9 protein-coding genes are annotated in these 13133 nt (G+C 62.4%); 8 read left to right on the top strand and 1 reads right to left on the bottom strand.

Going from position 1 to position 13133, the window contains the following annotated elements:
* Nucleotides 1–274: 274 nt before the first annotated feature.
* Nucleotides 275–949: an HAD family hydrolase gene (locus MQW79_RS14645; protein WP_476585207.1), complete on the bottom strand. Its 675-nt coding sequence runs from the start codon at nt 947–949 to the stop codon at nt 275–277.
* 105 nt (nt 950–1054) lie between these two features.
* On the opposite strand from MQW79_RS14645, the gene MQW79_RS14640 reads away from it, so the two are divergent.
* From MQW79_RS14640 to MQW79_RS14605, 8 genes are all read left to right on the top strand, one after another.
* Nucleotides 1055–2464, top strand: a complete 1410-nt coding sequence (locus MQW79_RS14640) for a protein adenylyltransferase SelO (protein WP_476585206.1) — start codon at nt 1055–1057, stop codon at nt 2462–2464.
* A 170-nt stretch (nt 2465–2634) separates the two neighbouring features.
* Nucleotides 2635–3189: a gamma carbonic anhydrase family protein gene (locus MQW79_RS14635; protein ID WP_476585205.1), complete on the top strand. Its 555-nt coding sequence runs from the start codon at nt 2635–2637 to the stop codon at nt 3187–3189.
* A 109-nt stretch (nt 3190–3298) separates the two neighbouring features.
* Nucleotides 3299–4831, top strand: coding sequence for an acyl-CoA carboxylase subunit beta (locus MQW79_RS14630; protein ID WP_476585204.1), 1533 nt, complete (start codon nt 3299–3301; stop codon nt 4829–4831).
* A gap of 10 nt (nt 4832–4841) precedes the next feature.
* A complete protein-coding gene (locus MQW79_RS14625; protein ID WP_476585203.1) occupies nt 4842–5645 on the top strand; it encodes an Abi-alpha family protein in 804 nt (267 codons plus the stop codon).
* Entirely contained in the window at nt 5645–7624 is a 1980-nt protein-coding gene (locus MQW79_RS14620) for an acetyl-CoA carboxylase biotin carboxylase subunit (RefSeq protein WP_476585202.1), read from the top strand. Before MQW79_RS14625 ends, MQW79_RS14620 begins: the two co-directional genes overlap by 1 nt.
* Nucleotides 7625–7759: 135 nt before the next feature.
* Entirely contained in the window at nt 7760–9874 is a 2115-nt protein-coding gene (gene scpA / locus MQW79_RS14615) for a methylmalonyl-CoA mutase (RefSeq protein ID WP_476585201.1), read from the top strand.
* Complete coding sequence (gene mce / locus MQW79_RS14610) at nt 9871–10275, top strand: methylmalonyl-CoA epimerase (RefSeq protein WP_476585200.1); 405 nt, start codon at nt 9871–9873, stop codon at nt 10273–10275. The genes scpA and mce overlap by 4 nt, the downstream gene beginning before the upstream one ends.
* 123 nt (nt 10276–10398) lie before the next feature.
* Nucleotides 10399–13059: a bifunctional diguanylate cyclase/phosphodiesterase gene (locus tag MQW79_RS14605; protein ID WP_476585199.1), complete on the top strand. Its 2661-nt coding sequence runs from the start codon at nt 10399–10401 to the stop codon at nt 13057–13059.
* The last annotated feature ends 74 nt before the right edge of the window (nt 13060–13133 follow it).

The raw sequence follows: 13133 nt of genomic DNA, 5'->3' as shown, positions 1-13133 counted from the left end.
CTTGGTCCTTACCCCTGAGCCCTGCCGTGCCTCCGGCGGGCCTTCTATCGAGGGGCACCCAAGAGGGGCCCCTGCACTTCCCGGTTTGCACACTAGCCAAGGCCGCGCCGGGATGGAAGTCGAAATTTACGGCTGGTTAACCATACCTCTTAGCGACTTAAAGCAGAGTTAACGGAGCCGCAGCCCCAGGAAAACCCTAGAAATTTCCGGACTTTGGACGTGCTGAACCGAGCCTTGCTGGCTTCGTTAAAGGTTTAACGATCTGCACAGATGGTTAATTGTGATCGAAGGCCGCCAGGCGCACCTGGATCAGCGAGGTCATCACATGCACGCCCAGGGCGTGAATGTCTTCGCTGGGCCCCACAAGGTCAGGCACCATTACCGTCTGCATGCCGGCCGCATGGGCGGCCTGGACACCGGCATGGCTATCCTCAAGCGCAAGGCACCGCAGCGGATCGACGCCGAGGCGACGGGCTGCGGTCAGATAGGGTTCGGGATGCGGTTTGGGATTGACCACGTCGTCCCGCGTGACCACGGTGTCGAAGAGATCGAGCAGGCCCGCTGCGCCGAGGTGATGCTGTGCATGGGGATTGCGCGAAGAGGTGGCGACGGCCGTCGGGATACCCCGCTCCCTGAGTTCGGTGATGAATTCCACCGCGCCCGCCTTGACCGGCACGCCGCCATGGCTGCGCTCGCGCATGATGACGCGGCATTTCTCATCGAACAAAGTATAGGGGAAGGCCACGCCATAGCTTTCGACCAGCAATTGCTGGGTCCGTTCGTGGCTCGATCCGACCATGGAGCGATGCACGTCGTGGGTCATCTCGAAGCCCAGTTCAGTGCAGACATCAAAGACAATATCGCGGAACACGGCTTCGGTATCGAGCAGGGTTCCGTCCATGTCGAAAATGGCGGCGTCGAAGGGAGAAAGGCGAGATGCAATGGTCATCTTTGTCCCTATAGGCCGATTTGATGACATTCGCCAGACGGCCCGGCGCAAAGCCGGTTTACCCGGGGCGACGAACGAAAGCCCCTCTGCTAGCGTTGCGCCGCCATGAACACCTTCATCCCCTCAAAAGCCCATGCCGCGCTCGGTCGTGATTTTTTCGATCCTGTCGCGCCGGCCGATTTCCCGAAAACCGTGCTGCGCCACCGCGACCAACGCTGGGCAACGCGCATTGGTCTGGGGGGGCTGGGCGAGGCGCAGTGGCTCGCCCATTTCGGGCGGTTCGAGCCCCTGCCCGGGTCGTTCGAAACACCGCTGGCCTTGCGCTACCATGGCCACCAGTTCCGCTCCTATAATCCCGAGCTGGGCGACGGGCGCGGGTTTCTCTTTGGCCAATGCGTCGACCCGGTGGATGGACGGCTCCTCGATTTCGGCACCAAGGGGTCGGGCAAGACCCCGTGGTCGCGCGGCGGCGATGGGCGCCTGACGCTCAAGGGCGGGGTGCGCGAAGTGCTGGCCACCGAAATGCTCGAAGCCCTGGGGGTCTATACGTCCAAGAGTTTTTCGCTGGTCGAGACCGGCGAGCCGCTCTATCGCGGCGATGAACCCTCGCCCACGCGCTCCTCGGTGCTGACGCGGCTCAGCCACAGCCATATCCGCATCGGCACCTTCCAGCGCCTCGCCTATCTCGAGGACACGGCCAGCCTCTCCCGCCTCGTCGACCATTGCGTCACTCGATATTACCCTGAACTGGCAAAAGCCGAGGACAAGGCCGCCGCGCTGCTGGAAGCCGTCGTTGCAAAAGTCGCGCGGCTTGGGGCGCAATGGACCGCTGCAGGCTTTGTGCATGGCGTGCTTAACACCGACAATATCAACATCACCGGCGAGAGCTTTGACTATGGTCCATGGCGCTTCCTGCCGCATTACGACCCCGACTTCACCGCCGCCTACTTTGACGAGACCGGCCTTTATGCCTTCGGCCGGCAGCCCGACACGCTGGCCTGGAACCTGACCCGCCTCGCCGAATGCCTCGTGCCGGTCTCATCCATCGAAAAGCTCGAACCGGCGCTCAATACGGTCTGGCCAGTGTTTCGCGAGGAGCTGCCACGCCAGATGCTGCGCCGTCTTGGCCTTGCCCCGCGCGATATTGAGCAGGATGGCGCCTTCGTCACCGCGCTGTTCGGCTTTCTCTCGGCCAGCAAGGCGCCGTATGAACAATTTTTCTTCGACTGGCGCGGTGGGGTCTTGAGCACGGACCGGGCGGCGCGCAGCCCCTCGGTTGACCATTATGCCAGCGAGGCGTTCCGCCCCGTGGCGAACCTGATGGAGGCCTATGGGCCAGGCGAGGACGTCAATCTCGGCCACGCCTATTTTGCCCGCGCAAAGCCGCGCACCATGCTGATCGACGAAATGGAAGCCATCTGGGCGCCGATTGCGGAGCGGGATGATTGGAGCCTGTTTCACGAGACGCTGGGTGAGATCGCGGTGATGCGGGCGGCTTATGGGGTGGCGCCTTAAGTTACCCCTCACCCGTCTCGGCCTACGGCCGATCCACCCTCTCCCACAAGGGGAGAGGGAAGGCGCGGTGTTTCCCTTCTCCCCTTGTGGGAGAAGGTGCCCGAAGGGCGGATGAGGGGTTGTTGCCGCGTGCGCGAGCGCTCGCTAGTGTCCCCCGAGGAGACCAGCCCATGCCCATATACGCACTCGACGGAATCTCGCCCCGCATCGATCCCGAAGTCGGCTGGATCGCGCCGACGGCAGTGCTTGTAGGCGATGTGGTTGTGGGCGCCGAAGTGGGCATCTGGTTCGGTGTCGTTGCCCGTGGCGATATCGAGACCATCACCATTGGCGCCCGCAGCAATATCCAGGAAAACTGCGTGCTGCATACCGACAAGGGCTTTCCGCTCAATATCGGTACCAATGTCACCATTGGCCATTCCGCCATCGTCCATGGCTGCACCATTGGCGACAACAGCCTGATCGGCATGGGCGCCACCGTGCTCAATGGCGCCATGATCGGAAAGAACTGCCTCATCGGCGCCAATGCGCTGGTGACCGAGGGCAAAGTCATCCCGGACAATTCGCTGGTCCTGGGCGCCCCAGCCAAGGTGGTGCGCGAGATCGACGCCGAGGGCGTGGCGGGCCTCGCTGCCTCGGCCGACCGCTATGTGAGCAATGCCAAGCGCTTTGCCGCCGGCCTGCAGCACATTGCCGATCTCGGACCGGATTTCGAGCCGGGCTGACCGATTTCCCGGTGCGGGAATGGCGGAAGGCATTTGCCTTTTTCGCGCAGGCCCGCCAATCTCGGATTTGACTGTCCGGTCAAAAAAAGAGGCAGCGGGAGGCCAGCGCATGCAAAAGATCATTTCCGCCCTGGAAACCAGGCGCGAGGAAGCCCGCCAGGGCGGTGGACAGAAGCGCATCGACACCCAGCATGCCAAGGGCAAGCTGACCGCCCGCGAACGGCTTGACGTGCTGCTCGACCCCGGCTCTTTCGAAGAATACGACATGTTCGTCACCCACCGGGCGACCGATTTTGGTATGGAGAAGACCATCATCCCCGGCGATGGCGTGGTGACCGGCTGGGGCACGATCGAGGGTCGGCTCGTCTACGTCTTCAGCCAGGATTTTACCGTCTTCGGCGGCTCGCTGAGCGAGACGCATGCGAAAAAGATCTGCAAGATCATGGACCTTGCCATGCAGAATGGCGCGCCGGTCATCGGGCTCAACGATTCTGGCGGCGCGCGCATCCAGGAGGGCGTGGCCTCGCTCGGTGGTTACGCCGACGTGTTCTGGCGCAATGTCCAGGCCTCGGGCGCCATTCCACAGATATCCGTCATCATGGGGCCCTGCGCCGGCGGCGCGGTCTATTCGCCCGCCATGACCGACTTCATCTATATGGTCGAGGATACGAGCTACATGTTCGTCACCGGGCCGGATGTGGTCAAGACAGTCACCAATGAGAGTGTCACCCAGGAGGAACTTGGCGGCGCCTCGACGCATACGAAAATCTCGTCGGTGGCCGATGCAGCCTTCGCCAATGACATCGAAACGCTGCTCGAAGTGCGACGGCTGTTTTCCTACCTGCCGCTGGCAGCCGGGCAGAAGCCGCCGCGCGTCACGACGCACGACCCCGTGGATCGGCGTGACGACAAGCTCGACACGATCATCCCCGACAGCGCCGCAAAACCCTATGACATGCGCGAGGTCATCACCACCGTGGCCGACGAGGGAGACTTCCTCGAAATCCAGAAGGACCATGCGGGCAATATCCTCTGCGGTTTTATCCGGCTGGATGGACACACAGTGGGCGTCGTCGCCAACCAGCCGCTGGTGCTGGCCGGGTGTCTCGACATCAATGCCAGTAAGAAAGCGGCGCGCTTCATCCGCTTCTGCGACAGTTTTGAAATCCCCATCCTGACCTTTGTCGACGTGCCGGGATTCCTGCCCGGCGTGGCGCAGGAATATGGCGGCATCATCAAGCATGGTGCCAAGCTGCTCTTTGCCTATTCGGAAGCCACTGTGCCGCTGGTCACGGTCATCACGCGAAAAGCCTATGGCGGCGCGTATGACGTGATGGCGTCAAAACACATCAAGGCCGACGTCAACTATGCCTGGCCCTCGGCCGAAATTGCCGTGATGGGCGCCAAGGGCGCGACGGAAATCCTCTATCGTTCGGAACTGGGCGACAAGGAGAAGATCGCCCAGCGCACGGCGGACTACGAAGCGCGCTTCGCCAACCCGTTCGTCGCGGCGGAGCGCGGCTTTATCGACGACGTGATCATGCCGCATGGCACGCGTCGGCGCGTCATCCGCGCCTTCTCGACCCTCCGCCACAAGAGCGTGCAGGGGCCGAAAAAGAAGCACGACAATATTCCGCTGTGAGGAGCGACTTATGAGCGACGTTGTGGAAACGGCCGTCTCCAAGGCTCTCGTGTCTTCGCTGGGGAGCTCGGCGAAAGAGTTGAGTGAGGTAATTGCCGACAAGATACGCTACCTGCGCTGGAAGTCGGCAGTTAAGACCTTGGAGCGAGCGCGCGAGTATGCCGTGCCCTATGGCGGACTCAATAATACTCCCCCCTTGAAGTTTTTTTTGCCCTTCATGGAGAGCTGCTCTCTAGAGGAGGAGGATGAGGAAGTTGTGGATCTGTGGGCGAACCTGCTTGTTTCAGCTTCGGTGAAATTCGAGCCAGGCCACTTGCTTTTTATGCGCATCCTGAAGGAGATAACCGCGTCCGAAGCCAGGCTGCTCAGAGACATCGCCCATGGTAGACGATATCGTCCGGTGCACGCGTCGGCATTGGATGACGCCGAATTCTCATGGGAAATGCTCTCTGCCCCTGCGTCACCACTTTCGGAGATCGACATCTCTGGCGAATGGGAGACGACGAAGGCGTTTATCTTCAAACGCTTTGAACTGCCTGGCGTCGCAATCGACAACTTCGCAGTGACCGAGGGCAAGAAGATGCCCTATCAAGAAATAGAGACCACTCGAGTAGATGACACACTATTTGACGGTCACGATCGCATTTCCAAAGATATTCTTGTGTCCTTGAACCTCCTGCGGAGGATTGAGGCAGAATACGTGCAAAGGGCGAGCACGTATCGTGTCGTAGGGGTTGCATATTGCTTCACGCCTATGGCTGCGTCGTTCTATGCCAACTGTGCTGGCAAAGCTGTGGTTAGGGGTGACTACTGATGATCACCAAACTCCTCATCGCCAATCGTGGTGAAATCGCCTGCCGGGTGATCAAGACCGCGCGGAAGATGGGCATTGCCACCGTCGCCGTTTATTCCGATGCCGACCGCGAGGCGTTGCATGTGCGGATGGCCGATGAGGCCGTGCATATTGGCGGGTCGGCGGCCAAGGAGTCTTACCTCCAGATCGACAAGATCATTGCGGCCTGTCAGCAGACCGGCGCGACGGCGGTGCATCCAGGCTATGGGTTTCTCTCGGAAAATGCCGGCTTTGCAGCGGCACTCGCCGAGGCCGGGATCGTCTTTGTCGGTCCGCCCGCCAGCGCCATCGAGGCGATGGGCGACAAGATCACCTCGAAGAAGATCGCTGCCGAGGCTGGCGTCTCCACCGTGCCCGGCCATATGGGCCTGATCGACGATGCCGAGCATGCGGTGACCATTGCGAAGTCCATCGGCTATCCGGTGATGATCAAGGCCTCGGCCGGCGGCGGCGGCAAGGGCATGCGCATTGCCTGGAACGACGCGGACGCGCGCGAGGGGTTCGAACGGTCGAAATCCGAAGCCGCATCCAGCTTTGGCGACGATCGCATCTTCATCGAAAAATTCGTCACCGAGCCGCGCCATATCGAAATCCAGCTGATCGCCGACGCGCATGGCAATGTGCTCTATCTCAACGAGCGCGAATGCTCGATCCAGCGGCGCAACCAGAAGGTCATCGAGGAGGCCCCCTCGCCTTTCCTCGACGAGGCGACGCGCAAGGCGATGGGCGAACAGTCGGTGGCCCTGGCCAGGGCGGTTGGCTACCAGAGCGCCGGGACGGTGGAATTCATCGTCGACAAGGACCGCAATTTCTACTTCCTCGAAATGAATACGCGCCTGCAGGTCGAGCATCCGGTGACTGAGTTGATCACGGGGCTGGACCTGGTCGAACTGATGCTGCGCGTGGCTAATGGCGAAAAGCTGCCGCTGACGCAGGACGAGGTGCAGCGCAATGGCTGGGCCATCGAAAGCCGGCTCTATGCCGAAGACCCGTATCGCAACTTTCTGCCCTCGACGGGGCGGCTGACGCGCTATCGGCCGCCGGCGGAAAGCGCCAGCGATACGCTGGTCGTGCGCAATGATACAGGTGTTTTCGAAGGCGGGGAGATTTCCACCTTCTACGATCCGATGATCGCAAAACTCTGCACCTGGGCGCCGACCCGCCTTGCTGCCATCGACGCCATGGCCGTGGCGCTGGACAGCTTTGAGGTCGAGGGCGTGGGCAACAACCTGCCTTTCCTGTCCACCGTGATGGAACAGACCCGGTTCCGCGAGGGTCGGCTGACGACGGGCTATATTGCCGAGGAGTTTCCCGAGGGGTTTGCGGGCGCCGAACTCAGCGGCGAGCATCACTTCGATGTTGTGGCAGGCGCCGCCCTGCTCATGGCGCGGCGCGAGACCCGCAGGCTGGGCGCCGAGGCAGAGAGCCAGTGGCATGTGCAGGTCGGCGACAGGGCCGAAACCGTGGTGCTGCACCAGCATGGGCTCGATACGCTGGTCGATCTCGACTGGCGCTCCGAGGCGGTGCGCCTGACCTGGCAGCCGGGCGACTCGATTGCCCATCTTGATTGGTCGGGCGGGCGCAATGCCGTGCTCAAGGTCGATCCGACCAGTTCAGGCTTCCGCATCCGCTACAGGGGGGCGGACCTGAAAGTGCTCGTGCTCAGGCCGCATGTGGCGCAATATCTCAAATACATGCCGGTGAAAGTGCCGCCGGACATGAGCAAGTATCTGCTCTGCCCAATGCCGGGCCAGGTGGTGCGGATCGACGTCAAAGAGGGCGATATTGTCGAAGATGGCCAGACGCTCGCCATTGTCGAAGCCATGAAAATGGAAAATGTGCTCAAGGCCGTGAAACGGGCACGCGTGGGCAAGGTGCATGTGGCGCCGGGCGCCGTGCTGGCCGTGGATACGGTCATGATTGAGTTCGAGGGGGTGTGATGGGTCTGGTTTCCACTCGCGGCGCCATCCCACCCTCAGTCCCTCCCCATCAAGGGGAGGGAGGCGCAGGACCACAGCGCCAGTGCTCATCGTCTCCCTTCCCCTTGTGGGGAGGGATCAAGGGTGGGGGTTGCGATGTCTGATCCCCACGACAAATGGGCCAAGCTCGCCCAGCGCGAACTCCGCGACACGCCGCTTGCCTCGCTCGATCGCGACTATGGCGGCATTGGCGTAAAACCGGTCTATTTCGGCGAAGGCTCAGAGGTGCCGGGCATGGAGCCGTTCACCCGCGGCGTGCGGGCGACCATGTATGCCAACCGGCCCTGGACCATCCGCCAGTATGCCGGTTTTTCGACGGCGCGGGAGAGCAATGCCTTCTATCGGCAGGCGCTGGAAAAGGGGCAGAAGGGGCTTTCGGTCGCCTTCGACCTGGCCACCCATCGCGGCTATGACAGCGACCATCCGCGCGTTGTCGGCGATGTCGGCAAGGCCGGTGTCGCCATCGATACGGTCGAGGACATGAAGGTGCTGTTCGACGGTATTCCGCTCGACCAGATGAGCGTCTCGATGACCATGAATGGCGCCGTCATTCCGGTGCTGGCCATGTTTATCGTCGCGGCCGAGGAACAGGGCGTCCGACAGGATCAGCTCGAAGGGACCATCCAGAACGACATCCTCAAGGAGTTCATGGTTCGCAATACCTATATCTATCCGCCCGAACCCTCGATGCGGATCGTGGGCGACATCATCGCGCATACGGCCGAGCATATGCCGCGCTTCAACTCCATCTCGATTTCGGGCTACCACATGCACGAGGCCGGGGCGACCGCGGTGCAGGAACTGGCCTATACGCTGGCTGACGGCATGGACTATGTCCGCGCCGCCCAGGCCAAGGGGCTCGATATCGACGCCTTTGCCGGGCGCCTGAGCTTCTTTTTCGGCATCGGCATGAACTTCTTCCTCGAAGTCGCCAAGCTGCGCGCCGCACGGCAGCTCTGGAGCCAGATCATGAGTGATCTCGGCGCCAGGGACCCGCGCTCGAAAATGCTGCGCACCCATTGCCAGACGTCGGGCGTGTCGCTGACCGAGCAGGACCCGCACAACAATATCGTCCGCACCACGATCGAGGCTCTGGCCGCAACGCTGGGCGGCACACAATCGCTGCATACCAATTCCTTCGACGAAGCCATTGCGCTCCCCACCGAGTTTTCGAGCCGCATTGCCCGCAATACCCAGTTGATCCTGCAGCATGAAAGCCGGATCACCGACGTGGTCGACCCTCTCGGAGGGTCTTACTATGTCGAAGCCCTGACCGCGGACCTGGTCAATGGCGCGCGAAAACTGATCGAGCAAGCCGAGGCCGAGGGTGGCATGACCGCCTATGTGCAATCGGGCGGCCCGAAACTGGCCATCGAGGAAGCGGCGGCGCTCCGGCAGGCGCGGGTCGACCGGGGTGAGGACGTCATTGTCGGCGTCAATCGCTACCGCGTCGACAGCGAGGAGAGCATCGAGCTGCGCGAGATCGACAATGCAAAGGTGCGGGCCGAGCAGATCGCCCAGCTGGACCGGATCAGGGCCACGCGGGACGAGGCAAAATGCCAGTCCATGCTGGCGGGCTTGCGCGAATTCGCCGCCAAGGACGAGGGGAATTTGCTCGAAGCAGCCATCGAGGCGGCCCGCGCCCGCGCGACATTGGGCGAGATCAGCCAGGCAATGGAAGACGTCTTCGGCCGCCATCGCGCCGTCACCAAGGTGATTTCGGGCGTCTATGCCGGCTTCTATGGCGAGGACCCGCAGCTCAAGTCGGTTACCGCGCGCATCGACGCCTTCAAGGCGGCGCGTGGGCGGGCGCCGTCGATCTTCATCGCCAAGATGGGGCAGGACGGCCATGATCGCGGCGCCAAGATCATTGCCTCGGCCTTTGCCGATCTTGGCTTCATCACCCATATGGGAGACCTTTTTGAAACGGCGCCAGAAGTCGCCGCCCATGCAGACACCTTGCGGGTCGATGCGGTGGGTGTCTCCTCGCTGGCGGCCGGCCACAAGACGCTGGTGCCTGAACTGATCGCGGCTTTGCGCGACCGGGATCTGGGCGAGATCACCGTGGTTGTGGGCGGGGTCATTCCCGAGCCCGACTATGACTTCCTCTACGATGCCGGCGTCGCCGCCATTTTCGGTCCCGGCACCAATGTGCTCGACGCCGCCTTTTCGGTGCTGAACGAGATCGAGGGAAGGCTCTCCAATCGATGATCGGCCGCCTCAATCACATCGCCATCGCCGTGCCCGATCTCGCAGCTGCTGCCACGAGGTATCGCGACCAGCTCGGCGCCCAGGTCGGGGCACCGCAGGCACTGCCCGAGCATGGCGTCACCGTGGTCTTTGTCGATACCGGCAATAGCAAGGTGGAACTGCTCGAGCCATTGGGGGACAATTCGCCCATCGCCGCTTTTCTCGAAAAGAACCCGGCCGGGGGCATGCATCACCTCTGCTTCGAAGTGCCCGACATTGCCGCCGCCATGGCGCAGCTGCAGCGGACCGGGGCCCGCGTGCTGGGTGATGGCACGCCCCGCATCGGGGCCCATGGCAAGCCGGTCGTGTTCCTCCACCCCAAGGACTTCAACGGCACGCTGATCGAACTCGAGCAAGTCTAGGGCGCTCTTTTGCAGAGCATTTACCAGTTTGTCACAATGGCGCTCTGGTAAGCTACTCATCAAGGTCTCTCCTCCTAGTATGACCTCCAGACACAGAACGTGTCGGAGCGCTCAGGCGGGACAATGATCGAGGATCGGGCCGAGAAACATCGCGGGGACTGGCGGCGCACCATGGCGCTTCCTGTCGTGCTGGCGCTTGTCGTCATGGTGGTGATCGGCATCTTCCTGGAGCAGCAGAACCAGCAGATCACCGAGAACCGGCTGCGCACCGAGGCCCTGAACCAGATTTCCGTGATCAGGGCCCGGCTGGAGGGCAACCTCTCGAGCAATTTCCAGCTCGTCAAAGGGCTGGTCTCCACGATTTCAACCGAGCCGGACATGGATCAGGCGCGCTATGACGCCCTGGTTGGCAACCTGTTCGAGGAAAAGAGCCAGCTCAAATCGGTGGCCGCCGCCCCGGATCTGGTCGTGCGCATGACCCATCCGCTCAAGGGCAATGAGGCGGTCATCGGGCTTGACTACCGCACCATCCCCGAGCAGTGGGAGGCGGTCGAGCGCGTCGCGACAACAGGCAAGCTTTCCATTGCCGGACCGGTCGATCTGGTTCAGGGCGGCCGCGGCTTTATCGGCCGGTTCCCGGTCTTTACCGGCCAGGGTCCGGATCGGCGCTTCTGGGGCATCATCTCGGCAGTGGTCGATGTGGATCGCCTCTATCTTCAGAGCGGCCTCTTCAACCCGCTGCTCAACCTTCACATTTCCATCACCGGACACGACGGCACCGGCGTCGGCGGGCGCCGGTTTTTCGGCCCCGATCTCCGCGGCCAGCGCCCCGTCATGGTCGATGTCGTCCTGCCCTCGGGCAAGTGGCAGATCGCCGCCGTGCCAAAATCGGGCTGGGCAGGAAACCCGCTTTCGCTATGGCTGCTGCGCGGCATACTGGTGGCGGCCGGCGCGCTGATCCTGCTGCCCATTGCCGTCACTGCGCATATGATCAGCGAGCGGCATGATCACATCCATGAACTGAGAGCGCGCGAAAAGCAGCTGGCCATCCTGACCCGCCGGCTGAATCTGGCGCTCGATGTGTCCAAGATCGGTGTCTGGGAAATGGATATGTCCACCGGCGACCAGACCTGGGATGACCGGACATATGAACTCTATGACATCGTCAAAGATGGCAAGGCCCGCAACCACAATGACTGGCTCGCCATCCTCCATCCAGATGACCGCGACCGCGCCGGGGCCGACTTCCGCGACATGATCAATGGCGGCCACTATGAATCGGACTATCGGGTTGTCCTGCCCAATGGAGGGCTGCGCTATGTGCGTTCGGTGGGCGCGCTGTTCTCCGAGCCGGGCCAGCCCGATCGCGTCGTGGGCGTCAACTGGGACGTGACCAGCGATGTCGAGCTCAATGACGACCTGCGGCGCGCCAAGCGCCAGGCCGAGGCGCGCAATAACGAGCTGGAAGCGGCCCGCATCCGCATCGAACACAATGCGCTGCATGACAGCCTGACCGGCCTGCCCAACCGCCGGTATCTTGATGAAGTGCTCAAGCGCCACGCCGCCGATGGTTACCACGGCAGCGGCTCGATCGCGCTGCTGCATATCGACCTCGACCGCTTCAAGCAGATCAACGATACTCTCGGCCACGCAGCAGGCGATGCGATGCTCGTGCATGCCAGCAAGGTGCTGCGCGCCAATTGCCGCGAAACCGATTTCGTCGCCCGTATCGGCGGGGACGAATTCGTCATCGTTTCCAGCGCCGGTCCCAACGATTCCCGCCTGACACTGATCGCCGACCGCATCGTGCGCGAAATGCGCCGCCCGGCCTCGCATGAAGGCCATGAATGCCGCTTTGGCGTCAGCATCGGGGTGGCGGTCTCGCGCGCCTCGGCCATCGACGTCAAACAATTGCTGGTCAATGCCGATATTGCGCTCTACCGGGCCAAGGCGCGCGGTCGCAACCGCCACGAATTCTTCACCGAGGCGCTGCAGGCCGAAGTGGTCAATACCAAACGGGTCGCCGACGAAATCCTCAAGGGGCTCGAAACCGAGGCCTTCGTGGCCTACTACCAGCCGCAATTCTGCGCCCGCACGCTGGACCTGGTCGGGGTCGAGGCGCTGGCCCGCTGGCACCATCCCGCAGAGGGCATCCGGACGCCCGACCGCTTCATGGCGGTGGCCGAGGAGCTCAACGTGGTCGCCCAGATCGACCGGCTGATCCTCAACCACACCCTCGCGGACCTCGCCCGCTGGGACAAGATCGGGCTCGACGTGCCGCGGGCCTCGGTCAATGTCTCGCTGCGGCGCCTGCATGACGAGGGGCTGATCGACAGCCTCAAGTCGCTGCCGCTCGAGCCGGGCCGGCTGGCTTTCGAGCTGGTGGAAAGCATCTATCTCGACGAAAACGATGGCGTCGTCGCCTTCAACATCGACCAGATCAAGGATCTGGGCATCGACGTGGAGATCGACGATTTCGGCACTGGCTATGCGTCCATCGTGTCACTGCAAAAACTGCGTCCGCGTCGCCTCAAGATCGACCGGCAGCTGGTCATGCCCATTCTCAACGATCCCGCCCAGCGTCAGCTCGTGGCCTCGATCGTCGATATCGGCAAGAGCATGGACATCGAAATCGTCGCCGAAGGCGTCGAGACCATGGAACATGCGGTCATCCTGCGCGATCTGGGCTGTGACATCCTCCAAGGCTATGCTTTCGCCCGGCCGATGGCCCGCGACGCGCTGGAAGATTTCCTGCGCGAAAAGAATTTTGCGCGCGCAGGCTAGCAGCGTTCGCCCCTCCCCCATCCTGCGCCTCAAGACGGAAGGGGCGATACTCCGCCGGAATTCCCGATGCCAGG

This window comes from Devosia sp. Micro-HW1, from assembly GCF_056341075.1.
This window is presented reverse-complemented; position numbering and strand designations above follow the sequence as displayed.

Coding starts and splice junctions, on each gene's coding strand:
- MQW79_RS14645 (WP_476585207.1), bottom strand. CDS start 949: ATGACCATTGCATCTCGCCTTTCTCCCTTCGACGCCGCCATTTTCGAC.
- MQW79_RS14640 (WP_476585206.1), top strand. CDS start 1,055: ATGAACACCTTCATCCCCTCAAAAGCCCATGCCGCGCTCGGTCGTGAT.
- MQW79_RS14635 (WP_476585205.1), top strand. CDS start 2,635: ATGCCCATATACGCACTCGACGGAATCTCGCCCCGCATCGATCCCGAA.
- MQW79_RS14630 (WP_476585204.1), top strand. CDS start 3,299: ATGCAAAAGATCATTTCCGCCCTGGAAACCAGGCGCGAGGAAGCCCGC.
- MQW79_RS14625 (WP_476585203.1), top strand. CDS start 4,842: ATGAGCGACGTTGTGGAAACGGCCGTCTCCAAGGCTCTCGTGTCTTCG.
- MQW79_RS14620 (WP_476585202.1), top strand. CDS start 5,645: ATGATCACCAAACTCCTCATCGCCAATCGTGGTGAAATCGCCTGCCGG.
- scpA (WP_476585201.1), top strand. CDS start 7,760: ATGTCTGATCCCCACGACAAATGGGCCAAGCTCGCCCAGCGCGAACTC.
- mce (WP_476585200.1), top strand. CDS start 9,871: ATGATCGGCCGCCTCAATCACATCGCCATCGCCGTGCCCGATCTCGCA.
- MQW79_RS14605 (WP_476585199.1), top strand. CDS start 10,399: ATGATCGAGGATCGGGCCGAGAAACATCGCGGGGACTGGCGGCGCACC.